At 36.0% G+C, this 20,846-nt stretch carries 19 protein-coding genes; 3 read left to right on the top strand and 16 right to left on the bottom strand.

The genetic code is table 11. The annotated features are described in order from the left end of the window. Positions 1 to 75 precede the first annotated feature (75 nt). The 5 genes from FG390_RS08710 to FG390_RS08730 all read right to left on the bottom strand — a co-directional run bounded on the left by FG390_RS08710 (position 76) and on the right by FG390_RS08730 (position 4,398). On the bottom strand, positions 76 to 1,344 hold the full coding sequence (locus FG390_RS08710) for an ABC transporter substrate-binding protein (RefSeq protein ID WP_141190668.1): 1,269 nt from the start codon (positions 1,342 to 1,344) through the stop codon (positions 76 to 78). A gap of 60 nt (positions 1,345 to 1,404) precedes the next feature. Further along, positions 1,405 to 2,463 carry a serine hydrolase domain-containing protein gene (locus FG390_RS08715; protein WP_141190669.1) on the bottom strand — a complete coding sequence of 353 codons (1,059 nt, stop codon included), beginning with the start codon at positions 2,461 to 2,463 and terminating at the stop codon, positions 1,405 to 1,407. Positions 2,464 to 2,471: 8 nt separating this feature from the next. After that, positions 2,472 to 3,338, bottom strand: coding sequence for a MurR/RpiR family transcriptional regulator (locus tag FG390_RS08720; RefSeq protein WP_309147185.1), 867 nt, complete (start codon positions 3,336 to 3,338; stop codon positions 2,472 to 2,474). A 177-nt stretch (positions 3,339 to 3,515) separates the two neighbouring features. Further along, positions 3,516 to 4,007 (bottom strand): YbaK/EbsC family protein, encoded by a 492-nt coding sequence (locus FG390_RS08725; protein ID WP_141190671.1) that lies wholly within the window; start codon positions 4,005 to 4,007, stop codon positions 3,516 to 3,518. Positions 4,008 to 4,167: 160 nt separating this feature from the next. Further along, on the bottom strand, positions 4,168 to 4,398 hold the full coding sequence (locus FG390_RS08730; protein WP_141190672.1) for an excisionase family DNA-binding protein: 231 nt from the start codon (positions 4,396 to 4,398) through the stop codon (positions 4,168 to 4,170). 118 nt (positions 4,399 to 4,516) lie between these two features. Here FG390_RS08730 and FG390_RS08735 point away from each other — a divergent pair, with 118 nt between their 5' ends. After that, positions 4,517 to 4,816: a hypothetical protein gene (locus tag FG390_RS08735; protein WP_141190673.1), complete on the top strand. Its 300-nt coding sequence runs from the start codon at positions 4,517 to 4,519 to the stop codon at positions 4,814 to 4,816. A gap of 106 nt (positions 4,817 to 4,922) precedes the next feature. Here FG390_RS08735 and FG390_RS08740 read toward each other — a convergent pair whose 3' ends face one another. From FG390_RS08740 to FG390_RS08780, 9 genes are all read right to left on the bottom strand, one after another. Further along, positions 4,923 to 7,280, bottom strand: coding sequence for an immune inhibitor A domain-containing protein (locus tag FG390_RS08740; RefSeq protein ID WP_258311635.1), 2,358 nt, complete (start codon positions 7,278 to 7,280; stop codon positions 4,923 to 4,925). An 859-nt stretch (positions 7,281 to 8,139) separates the two neighbouring features. Beyond that, a complete protein-coding gene (locus FG390_RS08745; protein WP_141190674.1) occupies positions 8,140 to 8,862 on the bottom strand; it encodes an amino acid ABC transporter ATP-binding protein in 723 nt (240 codons plus the stop codon). Further along, the gene (locus FG390_RS08750) at positions 8,859 to 9,515 is read right to left on the bottom strand and encodes an amino acid ABC transporter permease (RefSeq protein ID WP_141190675.1); all 657 of its coding nucleotides are present in this window, start codon (positions 9,513 to 9,515) and stop codon (positions 8,859 to 8,861) included. The genes FG390_RS08745 and FG390_RS08750 overlap by 4 nt, the downstream gene beginning before the upstream one ends. Positions 9,516 to 9,597: 82 nt before the next feature. Continuing rightward, entirely contained in the window at positions 9,598 to 10,416 is an 819-nt protein-coding gene (locus FG390_RS08755) for a basic amino acid ABC transporter substrate-binding protein (RefSeq protein ID WP_141190676.1), read from the bottom strand. Positions 10,417 to 10,794: 378 nt separating this feature from the next. Continuing rightward, the gene (locus FG390_RS08760; RefSeq protein ID WP_141190677.1) at positions 10,795 to 11,775 is read right to left on the bottom strand and encodes a ketopantoate reductase family protein; all 981 of its coding nucleotides are present in this window, start codon (positions 11,773 to 11,775) and stop codon (positions 10,795 to 10,797) included. A 404-nt stretch (positions 11,776 to 12,179) separates the two neighbouring features. Next, the gene (locus tag FG390_RS08765) at positions 12,180 to 13,622 is read right to left on the bottom strand and encodes an MDR family MFS transporter (RefSeq protein ID WP_141190678.1); all 1,443 of its coding nucleotides are present in this window, start codon (positions 13,620 to 13,622) and stop codon (positions 12,180 to 12,182) included. 455 nt (positions 13,623 to 14,077) lie between these two features. Next, on the bottom strand, positions 14,078 to 14,971 hold the full coding sequence (locus FG390_RS08770; RefSeq protein ID WP_141190781.1) for an AEC family transporter: 894 nt from the start codon (positions 14,969 to 14,971) through the stop codon (positions 14,078 to 14,080). A gap of 126 nt (positions 14,972 to 15,097) precedes the next feature. Further along, on the bottom strand, positions 15,098 to 15,607 hold the full coding sequence (locus FG390_RS08775) for a GNAT family N-acetyltransferase (protein ID WP_141190679.1): 510 nt from the start codon (positions 15,605 to 15,607) through the stop codon (positions 15,098 to 15,100). Positions 15,608 to 15,684: 77 nt separating this feature from the next. Continuing rightward, positions 15,685 to 16,038 carry a MerR family transcriptional regulator gene (locus FG390_RS08780; RefSeq protein ID WP_141190680.1) on the bottom strand — a complete coding sequence of 118 codons (354 nt, stop codon included), beginning with the start codon at positions 16,036 to 16,038 and terminating at the stop codon, positions 15,685 to 15,687. A gap of 601 nt (positions 16,039 to 16,639) precedes the next feature. Here FG390_RS08780 and FG390_RS08785 point away from each other — a divergent pair. Both FG390_RS08785 and FG390_RS08790 read left to right on the top strand, forming a co-directional pair. After that, complete coding sequence (locus tag FG390_RS08785; protein ID WP_141190681.1) at positions 16,640 to 16,951, top strand: carboxymuconolactone decarboxylase family protein; 312 nt, start codon at positions 16,640 to 16,642, stop codon at positions 16,949 to 16,951. A gap of 6 nt (positions 16,952 to 16,957) precedes the next feature. Next, a complete protein-coding gene (locus FG390_RS08790; RefSeq protein WP_141190682.1) occupies positions 16,958 to 18,157 on the top strand; it encodes an MFS transporter in 1,200 nt (399 codons plus the stop codon). An 82-nt stretch (positions 18,158 to 18,239) separates the two neighbouring features. Here FG390_RS08790 and FG390_RS08795 read toward each other — a convergent pair whose 3' ends face one another. After that, a complete protein-coding gene (locus FG390_RS08795) occupies positions 18,240 to 18,782 on the bottom strand; it encodes a CcdC protein domain-containing protein (protein ID WP_141190683.1) in 543 nt (180 codons plus the stop codon). 253 nt (positions 18,783 to 19,035) lie between these two features. Further along, complete coding sequence (locus tag FG390_RS08800; protein ID WP_141190684.1) at positions 19,036 to 20,499, bottom strand: NCS1 family nucleobase:cation symporter-1; 1,464 nt, start codon at positions 20,497 to 20,499, stop codon at positions 19,036 to 19,038. Positions 20,500 to 20,846 lie beyond the last annotated feature (347 nt).

Consider the following 20,846-nt stretch of genomic DNA (forward strand, 5'->3'; position numbering starts at 1 on the left):
CCTTATCTAGGAATAAAAGGGCGACTTCCTCCACATGTTTTGAGGAAGTTAAGCCCTTCATATCAAATTCCATTTTTATTTAAAAGGTTTATACCATTTAGTAATACTTTTCTGAAGCTGATCAGCTAAAGTTTGTGGAGTTTTCTTACCTGCAAACAATTCTTGTAATCCTGAAGCAGCCAAGGTATCAATGGCAGGATCTCCATATGAGAATGGTGAACGAATTCTAAACAACTGATTAATAGAATTTTCTTTGTAATTATTCATAGCAACATTTAATAATGGTGTTCCATTTGTAGGTGCAATACCAGGATACCCTGGAATTTCTCCAAAAAGATCTGTATAAGTTTGTGCGTATTGCTTAGTACTAGTATATTTAAGAACATCAATTGCTGCTTTCTTAGTTTTACTTTTAGCATTTAGTCCGTATCCGCCATCAACAAATGCATATACACGAGCTTTTTGATTAGTATCTACAGGAGGAGCTAAAAAGCTTCCAATTTTTAAATTAGGGTTTTGATCCTGAATTGTTTTTACTGACCATATTCCATCCACTATCATTGCAACTTTTCCTTGACTAAATAAAGTTTCCATATCTTGATAACTTGAAGCTGAATAGCCGTTTTGGAAATATTTTTTTAATGAATTAATATTTGATAAAACATTTACAAACTTAGGATCATTAAAATGGGTTTTTCCTGAAATTAAATCTTTAACCCATGGATCACCTAATTGCGAAGCACCAACTGAATCAAGAATTAACGCCAATGCCCATCCTTCACGACCGGAAATCCCCATAGGCGTAACATTTTTTTCTTTTAGTACTTTCATATTATTTATAAGATCATCCCAAGTTTTTGGAACTTGCAAATTATATTTTTTGAATAAATCCTTATTATAAAAGAATTGAGATGTCTGAACAGCGAATGGTACAGCATACGTTTTTCCATCTGTTTTCACCTGACTCATAACGCCTTTACTAAAATTATCTAATCCAGGAACTTTATTATCGAGCGAAGTAATCTGTTTCCCAGTTGCATATTTTGCAATACCACTTCCACCACGAAGAGTAAGGATATCGGGTCCTTTACCACCGTTCATAGCTGTCTGTAAAGATGCATCATACTGTGTTGGTGTAAAAGTTCTAAAACTAATCTTAATATTTTTACCATCTTTATTAAGTTGATCTTCTACCTTTTTCCATATTTTAGCGTCCTGTGACCGCCAACTCCATATAGTTACAGTATTTTCATCATCTTTAGAACTGCTATTACCTGAACATGCGGCCAATGAACTAATGACTAATAAGATAATTCCGACAATTGAAAGTATTTTTCTTCCCACTTATATCCCTCCTGAATTTATTTATAATAAAATAGCCTTTTGGCTTTTTATTTAAAGTTATTAAATTTCCTTATTTAATTCAGCCAAGACAATGTCATAAAAATTTTTTCTAATTCGATTCATATTTATTTGTCTACAAATATGGACTCTATTCGTTAATAAAATTATTCCTATTTTTCTATTAGGATCAATCAACATCGATGTTCCTGTAAACCCTGTATGACCATAACTTGATTTAGATAAAAAATTTCCAGTAGGCATGTTGTCATCAATAAGCTGCCATCCTAGTCCCCTATTAGCATTTAAATTTCGAGTATAATTATTTCGACTAGACTTTAGTATTTCTGATGATAAGAACCGTTTTCCTGATCTAGTTGTTCCTTCATTGAGTAACATTCTCGCATATATTTTTAAATCTTTAAGATTAGAAAATAATCCGGCATGTCCAGAAACTCCATTAAGATTAAATGCATTTTCGTCATGAACTTTCCCCCATTGATAATCCTTTTTATCTCGAAGCCACTCCGTTGGTGCAATTTTATTTATATCAACTTTGGGATTAAATGAAGTTTGGTACATCTCTAATCGTTGATAAATATTCCGCTTAGAAAAGACATCCAAAGACTGTTGACTTATTTTTTCAATTAAGAAACCTAGTAATATAAAATTCAAATCACTATATATTACATTTTTATTAGATTCTATTGGTACTTCAAGCAGGTATTTTAAAATTTGATCTTTGTTCCATGACTTATTATAAAAAGCAACCGATGCAATATACCCTGATGTATGGGTTAGTAAATTTTTTATTGTGAGATTACGATTAATTGAATTTGGAAAAAAGTGCGTTAGTGGATCATCAAAATTAATGAGTCCTTTTTCAACGAGCAATAGTAAACTTGGCAATGTTGCACAAACTTTTGTTAAAGATGCTAAATCAAATAAAGTATCTAAATTCATCTCTATTTTTTTATCCTTATGGGCTAAACCTAATGCATTTTCTACAATGGTCTCATCTTTAGTAAATACTGAATAGACTGCACCTGGAATTTGCCTGGTGTTAATCATACTTAACAAAAATGCATCAATTTTTTTTGTAAGATCATCATTATTTATCATATTATCTCCTATATTCGAAAGCTTTTTTTAATTGCCTTAAGTGAGCGATTTAGATAGTTCAATGATGAATCAAATTGATTTCCAGCAACTGCAACATATAAAATGTCAATTACGTTTAGTTGCACAATTCTAGAAGAAGTAGCCGCACTTCGTACATCTGATTCTGATGAAATAATTTCAATATTGATATCTACCAGTTGACCTAAAGTATTATTACCATAACGAGTTAATCCAATTGTTTTAGCTCCCGATTCTTTAGCAGCTTTAACGCATTCAACTATTTGAAGAGTTTCACCGGAATTTGATATTGCTACTACAACGTCATCTGAGGTCAATGTAACTGCAGAAGTTAATTGCAGATGATTATCTGCATACGCAGTGCAAAATTTGTTAATACGCATAAACTTAGTTTGCGCATCTTGAGCAACAAGTTGTGAGGCACCTGTTCCATAAAAGTCAATTCGTTTAGCTTTATTTAGCCATTCAGCAGCTTTCTCTATTTTTTCTGGATCTAAAATTCGAGCCGTTTCATTGATCGATAATGAATTATTATTAGATACAGTTTCAATGATATTGGCAATATTGCTATCAGCGTGTATTTCTTGATATTCGTGACCGTTATTTTGTTTATTTTGTAAATCACCCGCAATTCTTATTTTTAAATCTTGAAATCCAGAAAAACCTAGATTTTTACATAGTCGAATAACGGCAGAAGCACTTGAATGGCTGGCTTCAGATAATTCACTGACAGTCATTTGAATGACTTTATCTGGAAACTCTAGTATGTATTTAGCCGCATTTAATTCAGCTTTTTTAATTTTATCCAATGATTGCTCTAACCTAGACAGACCGCCGTTTAACATTATTATCACCATTAAGAATTTTTTGATAATTCAATAATAATATCATTGAAATAATATGTCAATATATTTTTTATTAAATGAATTTTTATTTCAAAATAATTATTAGCAAAAAATAATAACCACTTGCAACTTCAACAAGTGGCTCTATCACATTCTCTATGTAATTTTATCGATTGAACACTTTCTTAACTAATTTTCTTCTCTATCCTCCCATCCTTTACAAACATCTACCCATTCTTTACCTTTTCCATACTCGTACAATTCTTCAATAGACAGACCTATGGCTGACGTGCTGCTGCCGCATGCTGGGTACACCTTTTCAAATCGTTTAAGTGAAATATCCATAAAAACAGGTAAAGGGTGAGCTAGTCCAAATGGACAAACCCCTCCGACGGCATGTCCTGTTTGTTCTAATGTCTCTTCGGGCGAAAGCATACGAGCTTTCATGCCAAACGTATGGCGGAATTTTTTATTGTCAATTTTAGCATCACCTGCCGCAACAATAAGAATACCATTCTCAGACTCAAGACCTCTGAAAGCGAGTGTTTTTGCAATTTTTTCAGGTTCCACATGAAGAGCAGCTGCAGCTAACTCAACCGTTGCACTTGAAATTTCAAGTTCAATGATATCTTTTTCTTTGTCCCAAAGCTTAAAATAATCTTTAACAGCGTCTAAGCTCATGATTAGCACTTCCTTTTTTTCAGATCATTCTTATTATGATAACTTTCAGTATATCAAAAATATCGTGCCAATTTTATAATTGATCTCTTTTTTTCTCACCATTGATTTTAATTAACGTTTTATCAAAAAAGGTTATTTTCGTAAAAGTATGTAAAAACGATTAATCTTCATCCTTCACGTCGATATCTTCAGGTATCGGTTCGCTCAACCATTCAGCCATTTGTTTTTTGTATCGCTCTAATTGTTCTAAATGAGTAGCGAACTGATCTTGATTTATGAGGTGCTGCTCGCCATCGAAAACTGTACGGATTTTATTTTGAAGGATAAGACTTTGTACATATGATATTGGCATGGATAAGTATTCTGCTGTTTCTTTTATCGTCAAATACATGTTTATGTCCTCTTTTACTAAAATTTTTATTTCATTCTTGGTCATTTGCCCTGCCATTTTTCCGCTAATGACATAAGGTAATAGGGAAGAAACCCAAACAGTGGAGGAGAGAAAACGAATGAACCCATATCAATTTTATTCTGAATATGATCCTGAACAAACGAGTCAATACATTGATTATAATCCGTATGTACAACCAGAACAAGAAAGTATAGAACGACAATTCCAACTTCCGCAATCGCTTGATAGAAGGATTAGACAGCTTGAAAGAGCAAACGAACAACAGACTAGAGAAATAAACCGACTAAGACAAGAAAATGAACGTCAAAACCGTCGACTAAATCGATTAAACCAAAGATTACGTGTTGTTGAAGCCAGACTTGCTATTCCATTTCAAGCTACCGAAGATGGTTTTTAATTGTACATCTCTTAATTAAACATACGTTTTCCAAACAGAAAAGTGGCATGAGCTTTATAAACTTAAGCTCATGCCATATTTTATAACCTATATAATGTCATATTACTTATTTATAAAGCAAGACTTTACCGACTGATCCATCCTCACTTTCCCCTACTACTCGGAATTTCAAGCCGTAGTTTGGAATCTTGCGTCCTGCATCAAGAAGTCCTACATTGCTGTAATTCGTACTATCGTCAAATAATGGACTCCGCTTTGTAAAATTATCTTTAAGCGTTGCTCCGTTAATTCCAGTGTAATCTAAGAACATTTTATCTGATTTATTGAGACTGAACGCAGCATCATGCATTTGATAACCCGTTGATGCTACAGCCCCATCACTCCATTTGTTAATATGCTGATCGGAATCAACGACACCTAAAAAGCCATCCCCTGGGTGAACGCCAGTCCAGTTATTATCATAAGAATCATCGACATACCAAACAACAAGACCGGAATCAAAACTCATCAGGCTAGCTCCACGCCGGATATGGGCAAGTCCTTCATCCACACCGTGATGTGAACGCCATTCTAAAAGGTAATACTGTTTGGATAAGAAGTTACCCTCATCCTTCTTAAATCCATCTAACGTAAAGGAAGGATCTCCTTCAGCATCGTCGGATAAAACTTGATTTCCATCTGCAACAACTTTTATGTCATCAACGTAGAATCCCGGATGAGCGACAGCTGCATCTGTCCAATAATTGAATTCGAGTTCAACCTTTTGTCCTGCATAAGCTGATAAATCAAATGATGCATCCTTCCAGCCATCTGAACTTCCCGTTATACCGTTACCTGGATTTTGATCGTATGGGTTATCGGTTGTCGTAATATTCCCCTTAATCGATTGACCATTCACTTTAATTGATGCGTAATCCCAATCTGGTTCAATATCATACCATGTTTTGAATGTTAACTGAGCGCTTGAAGCATTGGTTAAATCAATCGTCTTTTTCATTGAATGATTGAGATTATCACCACTTCCGCTAAAATACTCATATTGACCACTCGCTGGTGTATTGATCGTTGTCTTTTTATCAGGCAAATTGATTCTAAGGGCATCATTATTGGTTCCTTTAGTTGACGCCTCATCTAGTAATACTTCAGCCCCTTTACTTGTCACATCACTTTCATTGATAGTTGTGCCACTTAACCAGTTCCCGCCATGGGCTGACTGTAAATATTCTTTGGCATATGGACTAAATCCTGATGGCTCCGTTCCTGGGATACTACCAGCCCAGCTACCACTTGACATGATCGACCAGTAGGAAATCGGTTCACCGGCTCCTGTGTAATTCGTGTCATATTCATCAGGTAGTCCTAAATCATGACCAAATTCATGAGAAAATACCCCTGCAGCCCCGTCTTCTGGTTCAATGGTATAATCATAAGCCCCGAGTAAACCACCAAAACGATCACTATTGGAATGGCCTCCCGGAACGGCTACCAGATTTCCTAGATTCCAGCGGTGTGACCAAATGGCATCCGCGCCTAACTTACCACCACCGGCTTCTTCACCTACACCGGCATGAATGACCATCAAATGGTCAATTATACCATCTGGTTCATTATATATACCATCACCGTCGTAATCGTCACGGTCCCATACATCATAGTCACTCAAATCAATATTAGGGTCTTGTCCCGCTTTTTTTAGAGCTTCATAAACCAATTCTCTTGGTCTTTGGTCACTATCCTCAGGCCCTGGATAATTACCACCGTAATATGCAGCCGGGTGATCTGCTGTATACCATCCCGCTACTTCGCCATCAATCGTATAACTGCCGCCAGATTGTTGTTCGTAATATTGCTTCATGGAGATTAAATTTTCTCCATTTGGCCCTTTATAACCATTTTTTCCGAAAATCATATCTTGAAAATGTTCATGAGTATAATTTTCATAAAACATGTCCGTTTCATCAGAGGTTATTGAACTTTTTTCATAGTTTGGAAAATCGATGGCTAAAATCAAGACTTTATCCTTACGAACATTTCCGTTATAGTTTTCTTTTTCAACGGAATCTACGTTATTTTTCTTAGCTCGTCCTAATTTGTTGCCATTGCCATTTTTTAAGCTATTATCTTTTTTAACATCGCTATCACTTTTCAAATCTGCTAACGCTTTTGGAAGTTTATCCTTCGTCCCTTTCTTGTTAGACTCAGCTTTGCCTTTTAGATATTGATTCAATGCCTTATTCTCTTCAGCTGGACTTGCATTTTTAGCTAGTTTTCCTTCTTTTTTCAGCATTTCAATCAATTTTTCATCATTGGCAATACCCAAATCAATGGGTGAACCCGAATAGTATTCTTTAGATACGGTTTTTGTCCCTGTTTCGGTTTCTGCTTCGGCTTGTTTTGATGGCTGAAATCCGTCGAATGGAAATAAACTTAAACCAATCATGAATGCCATCAATGTTGCTGTCATCCTCTTCTTGTCCAAATCAAATTCCCCCAATAGTCAATAGTTTAATTTTTTCCTTGTCTATATTAAATCCCCATGTGATGCTTTCATTCACCCCTACTGCAATAAAATCATAAAGTGCGTGTTCAAAAAGGTGACAAATTAGAAGCAAGAAGATCAAGGCGGCCGCAGTTCCCCAGGACCGGCATTCCTCGCGTTGTGGTAGCTTCAGGCACCAGCCACAGGACGTGAGCGGTTTTAGCCAGCGATCCTCTTGTATCCGCTACATGAGGACCGGAAAAACAAGCGGGCGCCGAGGATTCGTAGCTTATCATTTGGTGACTTTTTGAACAACCTCATAAAGTCTTATTTACAGGAATGAATCAAATACCGTGTTTATCATCATGATTCATTAACATAGCCATCAATAAAGAAAATCACAGTCAAGGGCATAATCAAAGCCAAGTTGAGTTTATACAGATATATTTTTAATCTTCTCATCTGTAAAAATATTCAACTATTGATCTATTATTTCTAGTTATATTTACCAAATCCCTTTTTATTTTATAAAAAGTGGTAATTAGTCCTGTAACTAGTCGTAACAATAGTTATTTAGTATTAGTATTAAGACATAATCACCTAATAAAATTAGCTTCCTTTAGTACTAAAATATCATTATTGCTGGTCAGCTTTATATCAATACAAATAAAAAATCCCGAATAGAAGAAATAATTTCATCCACTCGGGCTAATTCGATTCTATAAATTTGTAAAACTAACTATTTCCTTTCAACTATTCTTCGTAATCCTTTAAATTATAGTCGACGACGCATCCATGTTTCATGTCATATCCGATATTAATTGTTTTTACATTAACATAATATTTACAACACTTTACTTAAAAAGGACTTTGTTCTTTCTTCTTTTGGATTTGTAAAAATCTCACTTGGTACATTTTCCTCAACAATGTAACCGCCGTCCATGAAAATTACACGATCGCCCACCTCTCGAGCAAATCCCATTTCATGGGTTACAACGATCATGGTCATACCTTCCTTAGCTAACTGCTTCATGACTTCTAGCACTTCACCAACCATTTCGGGGTCAAGAGCCGATGTAGGCTCATCAAACAACATAATTTTAGGCTCCATCGCAAGTGCTCTCGCTATCGCAATGCGTTGTTTTTGTCCACCGGATAAAGAATCTGGATAAACATTTGCTTTATCTTCTAATCCAACTTTCCTTAATAACTCCATACCTTTTTCTCTTGCTTGATCCTTTGCAACTTTTCTAACCTTAATTGGTGATAGCATAATGTTTTCTATGACGGTTTTATGCGGAAATAAATTAAATTGTTGGAACACCATACCAACTTCAGTTCTAACCTGATTGATATCCGTTGTTTTATCTGTAATATCCACCCCTTCGATATAGATGCGCCCCTCTGTAATACTCTCTAAACGGTTGATACATCTTAGAAAAGTCGACTTACCCGAACCTGAAGGACCAATGACAACAACGACTTCCCGGCTTTTAACCTCTACATTGATGTTCTTTAAGACTTCATTTTCACCAAATGATTTCTTTAATTGCTCAACTTTTATCATTCTGTAGCCAACCTTCTTTCAAGTCGATTTAATAAGAAGCTTAGAACGAGTGTTAGAACTAGATAGATAAGTGAAGCCGTAAGATAGGGCTCCCAAACTCTTCCATATTGAGTATTCATAGCTGTTGCCCAATACATTAGTTCTGGTGCAGCTACAACTGAGACGATCGATGAATCTTTTAAGAGAGCAATAAATTCATTCCCAAGAGGTGGAATAATCCTTTTAAAAGCCTGCGGCAAAATAACATACTTCATAGCTTGAACATGAGTCATACCTAAAGATCGTGAGGCTTCCATTTGCCCTTTGTCAATGGATTGAATTCCAGATCGGAAAATTTCAGCAACATAAGCGGCTGAATTCAACGATAAGGCAATAATTCCTGCTACTATCCCGTTTGTTTCGTGAATAAATAATGGCACGACACCAAAATGAACAATTAATACTTGAACAAATAGAGGAGTCCCTCGAAAAAAGGCAATATAACACACAAATGGTGAGGATATAATTCTATTTCTTATTATTTTTCCTAACCCTATGAATAAACCTAAAATTGTTCCGATCAAAACCCCTGAAATAGACAGGCCGAGTGTGAGTAATGTTCCTTTTAGTAAAAAGGGCGCATACTCAACAATAATGTCCAAACGAAAATCCATTAGTGTCCCTCCTTAAATGAAAAAAATTGCGTAACACTTAAGTTAGAGTTACGCAATTTCACTATTTATAAGTTCATACCTCTTACTTTTGAGCTTTTAAGTTGGCTACGTCTGGTTTTACTTTAAACCAATTTTCATAAATTTTTTCATACGTGCCGTTATCGTATAATGTTTCGATTGCTTTATCAAAAGTAGGTTTTAGCTTGCTCCCTTTAGGGAACATGAGACCATAATACTCTGGTGCAAATGCTTTTTTGTCCGCAATAACCTTTAGCTTTTGATTTGGATTGTTTTTTGCATAGTTTTCTACTACTGTATTGTCGGCAACAACAGCATCAGCGCCGCCATGAATAAGTTCTTGAATAGCCAGTGTATTTTGTTTGAATTTTTTGATATTTTTGTTATTCTTCCCTACTAATTTTTCTACTGCTTCTTGACCTGTTGTTCCACTTTGTACTGCAATGGTTTTATCTTTTAAATCCGCAGCGGACTCAATCTTGCTATTTTCAGGTACAAGAATTTCATTCGTTGATAAGAAATAGGCTTTAGAAAAGTCATAAGTTTGCTTTCTTTCATCGTTAATGGTGATAGCAGAAATGCCTAAATCAGATGTTTTATTTTTAAGTTCAACAAACAATGGGTCCCATCCAACATTAACGAGATTGTATTTATAGCCAGCTTCTTTCATGACTGCTTTAAGAAAATCAACATCAAAACCCGTAATTTTACCTTTATCCATGTATTCAAATGGTGCATACGAAGCATCCGTACCCACTTTTAACGTTTTCTTAGGTTCTGAACCACCTTTTTTTGAATCTCCACTACTATCTTGATTTGTTCCACAAGCTGATAGAATTAAAATAATGGCTAAAATAAAAGCTAAAGCAGAAAACTTCTTCATTGTGAATTGCCTCCCAGTTTGATTACCACTTTATGCATCAATTAAAAGTTTTATTTTTTAGATGCTGAAGATGGATTTTGAATTTTATAATAATTAATTATAACCCGTTTATTGTCAGATTTCCAAGTATTTTTAATAGTATTTCAGAAAATAAACATAAAAACGACAAAATATTTCTCCCTTTTGAGATAAAAAAAGAGAATAGTTATGGTCTCCCATAGCTATTCTCATCATTAAACAATACTATATTAATACGTGTTCAAAAAGGTGGCAAATTAGAAGCAAGAAGATCAAGGCGGCGCTGTTTTGAGGACCAGAATGTAGGTTTTTGCTACATGAGGACCGGAAAAACAAGCGGGCGCCGAGATTCGTAGCTTATCATTTGGTGACTTTTTGAACAACCTCTATTAGTACTTTACTTTCTCTCATTTCCTCTCTCAAATGCACTAAATCAACTAGCAATGCACTCGTCGGTGCTTCTAGTCCATGTTTTTTGGCCGTTTTTACGATAGCACCATTGATATAATCAACCTCTGTTGGGCGACCCGTACTCATATCTTGGTGCATGGATGGATAATGCAATGGGTTTCCATATTTTGAGACATACAAAATATGCTCAACAATTTCCTCACGTGTTTGCTCTAGTTTCACTCCATCAGCTTCTGCAACCCGATAGGCTTCATAGACAATTCGCTCAGTAAGTTCCTTGCTATTAGAATAAGCAGCAAAGGTCCCCATCGTAATGTTCATTAATGTGCATAATGTATTGGCTACAGCATTCAAGAAAAGTTTTGTCCAAAGTGTGCCCTTATAGTTTGTTTTAAGGGCAGGATTCATTTGAGCTTTCTTCATTTCTTCAACTAATTTATATGTGAACGAATCTGGTTTTTCAGTTACATTAACAAGATTGACTGATCCAGCCCCTCTTTTTCCAATAAAATCAACATCACCAGGTCCATTTAATACCGTTGCAATGACGGCTGTCCCTGCAATAATGCGATTTTTATTAACATATTTCTCAATCACTTCAACACTACCAATACCATTTTGATTGGTTAAAACGTAAGTGTCTTCATCAATCAAATGCTTACATTTATTCATCATCTCATCTGTGTGCATGTCTTTAACAAAGACGATGATTAAATCTACTTTTTCGTTGAATTCTTCAGGCCTGCAGACATTCACTTTAACCATACGTGGGTTTTCACCATCTCGCCAAACCTTCACGCCATGATTCTTCTTAATGGCTGCAAGATTTTCATCCCACGTATCCAAAAAGTGAACGTCATTTCCTACCTCTTGTAATAAAACGCCATATCTTAACCCCATGGCTCCAGATCCTGCTATGGCTATTTTCATACTTAACCCTTCTTTATACTTTTTTTCTTTCTATTAATCCATCAATACCAACAAAAAATGACATATTTTCCTAGAAAGATTAATAGTGATTGTAACAAAGGCTCTATAAGAAATCAAGCAGATATTCTGGTTTAGGGCGGCACTCGCATTTTCAAGTTGAACGATTTCAACACGATAAGGAATGGTTGACTCTTCTATCCGTTCATGTAATTCTAGTATCACTTCGGGAGAAATTGGACTGAAACCTTCTATTGCTATATCAATCTTTAGCTTGGCTTTTCTTCAATCCTTGCCGAGGAACCAATGACCAAGGAAGCTGTGACTTTGGCATTAAATATTGAGATTTTACGGTATTGAATCGTAAAGCCACATTCCCATGGGAAATGTGGCTCTATATATTACTATTAAGAAACCTTACTTTCGCTTTCTTTAGCGTCGGGCGAAATTGCTTTTCTAATAAAAACGGCAATAATAAAGGCGACTACACATAACCCTAGGGCAAACCAATAAGCATGATGCACCCCATAAGTCATGGCTTGGTTCACGACACCCTCTGTAGGTGGTCCAGATTGTTCCTCCAAGTAGTGTTTACTACGGCCTGTTAAAATACTAACAAAAATAGAAACACCAAGAGCTCCCGAGACGGGTTGCAATGTATTAGCAATCGCTGTGCCATGCGGATATAAATGCTTTGGTAATTCATTTAATCCATTCGTCTGGGAAGGCATCATAATAGCTGAAACAGATAACATTAACACAATATACACGAGAATAAAGGCCCAAAGAGGGATAGAAGGATTAATATTACTATAAAAAATCATGACACCTGTTATAATGATCGTACCCGGAATGATTAATTTACTTGGGCCCACTTTATCAAAGAGCATCCCCATTAATGGTGACATGAGACCATTCAGTAGTGCACCTGGAAGAAGGATCAACCCAGCCACCTTCGCAGTATATCCTAGTGGTCCTTGTAAATACATGGGCATCACGATTTCAGATGCGAACATGGCCATAACCACAATCACAAACAAAATGACACCTAAGGCATAATTTTTATATTTAAAGACTCGAACATCCAATAATGGCTCCTCTAACTTCAACTGGCGCAAAACGAAAAACAATAAACTTAAGACACCGACAAAGATAAAAGTCAAAATAGAAATCGATAAAAATCCTTCTTCATTTTCACCAGCACTACTGAATCCATATACCAATCCACCAATCCCAATCGTCGAGAGTAATATAGATAGAATATCTACTTTTGGATTCGTTACTTCACCGACATTTTGCAAATACTTCAAAGCAAAAAGAATGGAAAATACGACAAACGGAATAACCGAGATAAATAGCCAGCGCCAACCCAAAGTATCAACAATGACTCCTGATAATGTTGGTCCAATAGCAGGGGCGAACATAATAACTAACCCAAATGTACCCATAATTTTACCACGAACTTCAGGTGGATATAATAATAGTAAGGTATTCATGATGACTGGTATTAACAGTCCAGTTCCAACCGCTTGAATCATTCGACCAGTTAATAGCATAGGAAAGTTAACTGCACAAGCGGCGATAATCGTCCCAATAAGGAATATGCTCATAACACCAATGAACATACGTCTTGTCGTAAACGATTGAATTAAAAGAGCAGAGACCGGCATTAACACACCCATAATGAGCATAAATCCTGTGGCTAGCCATTGTACTGTTGGCGCATCGACATGAAATACATTCATAAGTTCTGTAAGCGCAATATTAAGCAAAGTTTCATTTAATATAGAGAAAAAAGCACCAATCATAAACGTGATTAATATGGCCTTTGAATTGATTTTTGCTTCCATGTAGTCCTCCGTGCATATATTTTTATTTTGTATTTTAGCAGTCCATTATTTTTACCCGCTTAACAGGAAGTAAGCCCTCCCATTTAAGGGGTTAAAAGGAATTGAAGATGCATTGGGAAGAGATGACTGCCTGTAAGAACAATCAAGGGAATAAAGAAAACTCCCACTCACTTGACTAAATCCTCCTTGTCATAGGTTTTGTGTATAAAAGTCATTTTATTCCTTTATAAATCAAACGTTGATGTTTTGTTGAATTCTAGTTAGATGAAAAGGAAAGGGGTCATTATTATTTAATCAAAAATTAGTAAATCTGTCCAAATTTAAGCTACCAAAGTAATTTTCTCTTTCTTCCGTTTAACACCTCTTATTATCTTTTAAGTGATTGTTTATTCACCGCAAATACTTTTACCTTAATACATCTAACGATTAGTTTGGGTTCACTATTTGATCAACGATTAATGTAAAATAGTTAACAAGGCTGTGAGTGTCGCGAAACTTAATAAGGTTGTCACAAGAGTGCCACTAGATACAAATTGCGGTTTTGTATTAAATTGAATGGCGTACATAGCTGTCGTTGCTGCCGTAGGCATGGCTGCCATAATGACAATGACTTTTTGCAGCAAGGGATCGAGTGGAAAAAAAAGACATATGACATACGCGATGATGGGTGAAAGGACGAGTCGTATCACTGTTGCAAGACTAATACTTTTCCAATCTACGTTCTTCGCCTTTACATCTGCAAGCTGCATACCTAATATGACCATAACTATAGGTATCGCACAATTCCCAATTAATGTGATGCTTTCATAATAGTGTATAGGTATTTTAATATTAAATTCTTGAAGGAGTATGGCCGGAATAATAGCATAGTTTGTCGGCTGTTTTAATACGGCCTTTATAGCGACCTTTATACCAGCTTGACCTCGTGCCGCAAAATAAATTCCAAAAACACTCATTAATATAGAATGAAAAACCATTAAAGGAATGGCATAATTCATTCCGGCTTGACCAAACGCAAATAAAACAATTGGAGCTCCATAATTGCCACTATTAGCAAAAGCAGCTGTCAGCATCAAGGCATTTTCTTGTTCCAAGTCTTGTTTAGTGAATCTTGATAATAAGATGATCACGATGGCCAAGGCTAAAAAGATGAGTATTGATGTAACCACGATATAAAATAATCCACTATTCAATGGGGTTGTATAAAACGTTTGAAAAACAAGGGCTGGCATTAAGATATAAATGACAATCGTGGATATCGGTTTAATATCCAATTTAAAAATTTTTTGAACGATATAACCACTAAGAAAAATCAGAATCACCGGCAAGATCACTTCAATAAATATCAATACGTTCACTCATTTCTCGCTTTACTATTGACTAGAATATAACAAAAACCTCTTAGAATAACATATCCCACGAGGTCTATTTACACAATAGTGAATTGAAAATTTAATTGAGTTAACCTAAATTACTCACGAATGTAAAATACGTTTACCGAGTATAATTAAATCTCGCTCAATGCCATCAAGTTCTGCGACTTTAGGTAAGTTCGCCCACTCTTCAAAACCAAATTTGTTAAACAAACGCAGACTAGGCTCATTATGACCAAAGATAAAACAGAGTAATGTCTTTATTTTTAGTCTTGGACAAGCCTTCATCGCTTCCTGAACAATATACTGGCCTAACTTTTTGCCTCGATAATTTTCATGAATATATATACTGATTTCAGCTGTACCGTTATACGCCGGTCTGCCATAAAAGGATTGAAAACTCAGCCATCCACATATTTTTCCTTTCATTTCAAAAACCCAAAGAGGCCTTAAGTCTGGCGAATGTTCCTCAAACCATGGTTTTCTGTTATCTACAGTCACTGGCTCTAAATCAGCTGTAACCATCCGGCTAGAAATGGTTGAATTATAAATATCCACAATCTCTTGTAAATCGCTTAACTGTGCATCCCGAAAAGTAATATTGTCTAGCATATTCTACTCTCCCCCCGAAAGTTCATGTTTATTAATCTAATATAATATAATATTGAATCGAGATGTAGCCCTTCTTTTCATTCTTTTTGATCATTGGTTGGTAGATCTTTATCTATGAATTTAGCCAGTTGTCTAAACGTTTCATTCATACTCTTCATTCTTAGTTCAACTTTTTGGGCAGCAGCATCAAGAGTATAGCCATCCTCTAATAGCTCTTTTATTAATAGGACTTTCTTGATGTTAATATAATTATATCTTCGAGTAGATCCTTCAGCATCCTTTTCAGATTGAATAATGCCTTTTTCCTCCCAATAACGAATTTTACGTCTCGGAATGCTTGTCATATCTGATACTTCACCTATTCCGACAACTAATCGGCTTAACAAATCAAAGTCTAATAAAACATCATTCGATGTATTGTTATTCGTCATCACATTAACCTCCGAACCCATTGTTTCTGTAAGTATTTTACGCCAATTGAACATCATTGACAAATCACACGAGTTTAATTAATTGACTTTTTACGTAAATAGATTACAATCTAGGTAATATACTAACAACATATGAAAATTAGTAACATTATTTATGCTAGTTATTCAAAGTATGGGAGGGTATTGATGAAATAAAAAACAAAAATCAATATAAGTGCGTGTTCAAAAAGGTGATAAATTAGAAGCAAGAAGATCAAGGCGGCGCTGTTTTGAGGACCGGCATTCCACATGATGTGGTAGCTTCAGGCGCCCGCCACAGGACGTGAGCGATTTTAGTTGAAGATCCTCTTTAATTTACTACATGAGGACCGGAAAAACGAGCGGGCGTCGAGAATTCGTAGCTTATCATTTGTTGACTTTTTGAACAACCTCTATAAGGTTTAACTGATGTTAGGATTCATCTTGTAAATATGCTTCCAGCAAAATTACGATTAGACGATGTGTATATCTAATTGGTATAAGCCGGCATGAGTGGCTACTTGATCCAAATTTTTCAAATAAAAATAAAATCACAAAAGTTATTCAAAAGGAGCAATAAAACATGGTCAAAAATCCAGCTTTTGAAGAATTTAAAAAAGAATTTCCTGAGTCAGGTTCTCTATTTGGAGAATTATTCAACACTGTCGCTGGAAAAGCATTAAATGAAAAAACAAAACAACTTATATACCTTGGTATATTGACAACTGTACGATATGCACCCGCCATTCGAGTCCATATCCATAAAGCGCTTGAGGCTGGTGCAACAAAAGAAGAAATTCAAGAAGCCATGATGCTAACCATTCCAGCTGGAGGATTATGCAACTTTCTAGCCGTATTCCCTGATGTAAAAGATGAATTACAAAGAAAGGCGTGAATTTTGATGGAGGAAACCGCTCGTCAATTAAATCAAGTTTCTACAAATAAAAGTTATTCAATGATAACCTTGGTTCTATTTTGGTGTGGGTTGGTTGTTGTATCAGGACTCTATATAACGATCCCTTTAGTAAACCTATTTTCAAATTCATTTCATGTCTCTTTATCACAAGCGACATGGGTCAGTAGTGCCTTCTCATTATTTTATGCTATGAGCTTTTTGATTTTTGGTCCTTTGCTTGAAAGAATTGGGAGCAAACGCGTGATGCTCATTGGCTTAATAAGCCTTTCGATTGTTACCCCTATTATTGGGTTAATGAATAGCCTTCCGTTTATTATATTAACCCGCGGAATTCAAGGAATGGCAGCAGCGATCGTTCCTCTATCAATGCTTGCGTATGCTGCTGAAATGTTCCCAATAGCCAAAAGGGTTACAACAATAGGATTCATTAGTTCTGGATTTTTAATGGCTGGTATTGCAGGGCAAGTCATGAGTGGTGTCATCAGTCAAACATTGGGTTGGCGATATGTCTTTTATATTCTTGGAGCTGTTTACTTCATGACCATGCTCATTGTTGTCTTCTTGACACCACAAAGCCACGAAACGAGAAAGACTACCCCGCTTTTAACACTCTATATTAGCATGGGAAAATTACTTACTCGTAGGTCACTCATTTTATGTTATCTCATCACTGTCATGCTCTTACTCTCTTTCGTGGGCATGTATACGGCTTTAGGAAGCTATTTAAGCCATTCGCCTTATCATCTAAATAACCAAAACATTTTATATATTAGATCTGCTGGGATCCTTGGGATGTTATTATCCCCTTTTGCTGGACGATTAGTGTCTCGTTTTGGTAGTACAAAAGTATTGAATGGTGGATTGTTTCTTGCTGTCATCGGTCTTGCCTTTATAGGTTTAGGCACAAATCTTATCTTTATGATTGCCATGAGCGTCATTTTCGTTTCAGGTATTGCAATTTGTGTCCCTACTCTTATTTCTTTAGTGGGACAGCTTGGAGGGGCTTATCGTGGAGCGGCTGTTTCTCTATATAGTTTTATCCTTTTTATTGGGGCTACTCTTGGACCTGTCATCACAATACATTTATTGAGCACAGGTAGTTATATTTTGACCTTTGAAACCTTAGCCATGTTATTAGGTATTGGATGGGTTGTGTCCTTTTTCATTAAACTAAAGAGTGAATAGTCTAAGAAAGACCTTGTTGATAGACATTCCACAAGGTCTTTTTTTAAATAATCGTATATAAATTATCATGCTTCATATCATCTTAATCTAATAATTCTCCAACCTGTGATAAACGTTTCTGTTTACGTAATAGATGGATGTAATAGCTAATATAATAACTGAATATAATCAGTAAAATTCCGGCTGCCCATGAATCCCCCATATAATAACGTTGTAAATCTTTGGCTTCCACTCCATTTATTTGACTTATCGTTCCTTTCATCTCAAACAACTGATACACACGATAGATCATTCGTCCAAAGAAAATGGCTATGACAAAGCTGCCAATCCAAGTACTTGGAAAATAGAACCACTGACCCTCTCGCTGTTCAAAACGTGTCACAACCATACTATAGTAGGAAAGAATCATACCGATCACGATTCCACTAACGTCTGATATAATGATGACGGGATGGAAAATACTCTCAGAAAAGAATACCAACCCAATAATACCGAACATAATTGTTCTTAATAATAGTTTTCTAGCATTTAACGGTTGCCAACCAATATTTCGACGAATACGTCTAAAAATACTAAATAATATAAGACCAACGATAATAATAACCACATACGACTGTTGAAACATAACCTTCCTCCTAATTAGACATCGAATACCACTCACTCCCCCGATTGCATCTACTCACTCTGGAGATTGCACTTCTTCACCAAACATATCCTTAAATACTATTACATTCATTGTACGATGAAAATGTGACTAACCACGATTCACTTAGATCAACCGAAATGCAGTCGAAATTTCGTTATAAAACCTAAAAAAGAGTAAGGATGTCATATTTTCATCCTTACTCTTTTTTTATCTTATTTAATTTGAAATGCCCTCACATCGTTTCATGAGCTTCTTTTGTTACAAATGGTTCTTTATTAGCAACTGCCAAATAGACAATCCCTGTTAAAACAACACCGATCGGCCAAGAGAAAGGGGCTAAAACGGAAAATGTCGGAATTAAGGCTAGAGGAACTGTAATAATGATACCAATGATAAGAGCAATAAAGGCCTTTGAATTATACCCTTTTTGATACCAGTACGGCTCAGAATCGTCTTCCTTGTATAAGGCGTGAACGTCTATTTTCCCTTTTTTAATAAGATAATAGTCGACAATCATAATGGCAAATATAGGTCCCAAAATGGCTCCCAGGCTTCCCAGAAAGTAGTTTACCGCCATAGGGCTCCCATATATTTTCCAAGGTAATACGACAACAGACAAAATGGATGTAATTAATGCCCCGCGTTTAAAATCGATATGTTTAGGCATGAGATTAGATAAATCATAAGCTGGCGAAACCAGATTAGCAACAATGTTGACCCCCATTGTCGCAATAATAAAGACAACGGCACCGACAACTAAAAAGAAGGGATTATCTATCTTCTGAACAAGCATAACGGGATCTGTAATTGCTTTCCCAAATACCGTAATGGTTCCTGCCGTAATAACCACGCTGGCAAGAGCAAATGCCGTAAAGTTTACTGGTAAACCAAGAAAATTCCCTGCTTTTGTTGTCTTTACGGAAGGCGAAAATCGAGTAAAATCACTCACATTCAAGATGATGGTTGAAAAATAGGCGACGACGAGCGAAATCGCTCCGAAGAAGGCTAATACCGCTTGACCGGTTGAAACATGAACTGGACTTGTGCCAATATTGATTTTCCCGCCAGCTTTAACCGCGATCCAAACGATTAACACTAGCATCATAATATAAACAGCCGGTCCACAGAAGTTGTCAAATTTACGAATAAACTCCATTCCGTAGGTGAAAATGATGACTTGTAAGAGCCATAGAAAAAGGAACCCGACCCAACCTAGGAGTGATAGACCCAGGAAGCTATGCGTTGTCAGGCTCTTTAAATTCGGAAATATAACAAGCAAAATGGCCGTTACAGCAACCGAGGACAGGTACGTTTGAATACCGTACCAAAATACGGCAATCACGCCGCGAATAATTGCGGGAATGTTACCACCAAATACACCGAAGGATATACGTGATAAAACGGGATATGGTACACCTAATTTCGTCCCTGCCACGCCTGTTAAATTAGCCAAATAGTAAACAATAAATGCCCCGATGATTTCAGCAATTAGCACTTGCCATCCTGTTAACCCGAGGAAGAATAACCCAGCTGCAAACGTATAGGCTCCGATGCTATGGACATCCGACATCCACATGGAAAATAGACTGTAAACTTTCCAATTTCTCTCTTTTGCAGGAGCCAAATCTTCATTATACAGACGTTCACTTTTCTCACTAATCGCCCCCGTAAAGAGGTCTTCTCTGTTACCTGACATCTAGCTTCCCCCCACGTTCTTTAATTTTTACAAATATTAAAAGTTCGAAATAACCAATTATTCTTATAATTACATTTATTATTTTAACGAACGGAGAATAAATGTCATTATATAAATTAAACAAACGATTAATTTCTGTTTATATAATGTACACAAGAGGGGGACTCTTTAATTTTTTAGCTTTGGTCATGAGCCATACTGATAATCACTAATATTAACTCACTCCACCGCATTAAAAGGAAAGCGGGCCTTTCTCTTTTCTTTTTTATTACAGTGGGGTCAAATGTCAAAACGTAGCCTTATTTTTATTTTTTTAACACAAAAAAAGAGATTAACAAAGGAATGCT

The organism is Terrilactibacillus laevilacticus (assembly GCF_006517395.1).
Classification (GTDB): domain Bacteria; phylum Bacillota; class Bacilli; order Bacillales; family Sporolactobacillaceae; genus Terrilactibacillus; species Terrilactibacillus laevilacticus.

Excerpts from the sequence above, each read along its gene's own strand:
- FG390_RS08745 (WP_141190674.1), bottom strand. The coding sequence starts at position 8,862 with ATGATAAAAGTTGAGCAATTAAAGAAATCATTTGGTGAAAATGAAGTC.
- FG390_RS08800 (WP_141190684.1), bottom strand. The coding sequence starts at position 20,499 with ATGTCAGGTAACAGAGAAGACCTCTTTACGGGGGCGATTAGTGAGAAA.
- FG390_RS08735 (WP_141190673.1), top strand. The coding sequence starts at position 4,517 with ATGAACCCATATCAATTTTATTCTGAATATGATCCTGAACAAACGAGT.
- FG390_RS08765 (WP_141190678.1), bottom strand. The coding sequence starts at position 13,622 with ATGGAAGCAAAAATCAATTCAAAGGCCATATTAATCACGTTTATGATT.
- FG390_RS08715 (WP_141190669.1), bottom strand. The coding sequence starts at position 2,463 with ATGATAAATAATGATGATCTTACAAAAAAAATTGATGCATTTTTGTTA.
- FG390_RS08785 (WP_141190681.1), top strand. The coding sequence starts at position 16,640 with ATGGTCAAAAATCCAGCTTTTGAAGAATTTAAAAAAGAATTTCCTGAG.
- FG390_RS08750 (WP_141190675.1), bottom strand. The coding sequence starts at position 9,515 with ATGGATTTTCGTTTGGACATTATTGTTGAGTATGCGCCCTTTTTACTA.
- FG390_RS08725 (WP_141190671.1), bottom strand. The coding sequence starts at position 4,007 with ATGAGCTTAGACGCTGTTAAAGATTATTTTAAGCTTTGGGACAAAGAA.
- FG390_RS08795 (WP_141190683.1), bottom strand. The coding sequence starts at position 18,782 with ATGTTTCAACAGTCGTATGTGGTTATTATTATCGTTGGTCTTATATTA.
- FG390_RS08720 (WP_309147185.1), bottom strand. The coding sequence starts at position 3,338 with ATGGTGATAATAATGTTAAACGGCGGTCTGTCTAGGTTAGAGCAATCA.
- FG390_RS08780 (WP_141190680.1), bottom strand. The coding sequence starts at position 16,038 with ATGACGAATAACAATACATCGAATGATGTTTTATTAGACTTTGATTTG.
- FG390_RS08755 (WP_141190676.1), bottom strand. The coding sequence starts at position 10,416 with ATGAAGAAGTTTTCTGCTTTAGCTTTTATTTTAGCCATTATTTTAATT.
- FG390_RS08730 (WP_141190672.1), bottom strand. The coding sequence starts at position 4,398 with ATGTATTTGACGATAAAAGAAACAGCAGAATACTTATCCATGCCAATA.
- FG390_RS08790 (WP_141190682.1), top strand. The coding sequence starts at position 16,958 with ATGGAGGAAACCGCTCGTCAATTAAATCAAGTTTCTACAAATAAAAGT.
- FG390_RS08775 (WP_141190679.1), bottom strand. The coding sequence starts at position 15,607 with ATGCTAGACAATATTACTTTTCGGGATGCACAGTTAAGCGATTTACAA.
- FG390_RS08760 (WP_141190677.1), bottom strand. The coding sequence starts at position 11,775 with ATGAAAATAGCCATAGCAGGATCTGGAGCCATGGGGTTAAGATATGGC.
- FG390_RS08740 (WP_258311635.1), bottom strand. The coding sequence starts at position 7,280 with ATGACAGCAACATTGATGGCATTCATGATTGGTTTAAGTTTATTTCCA.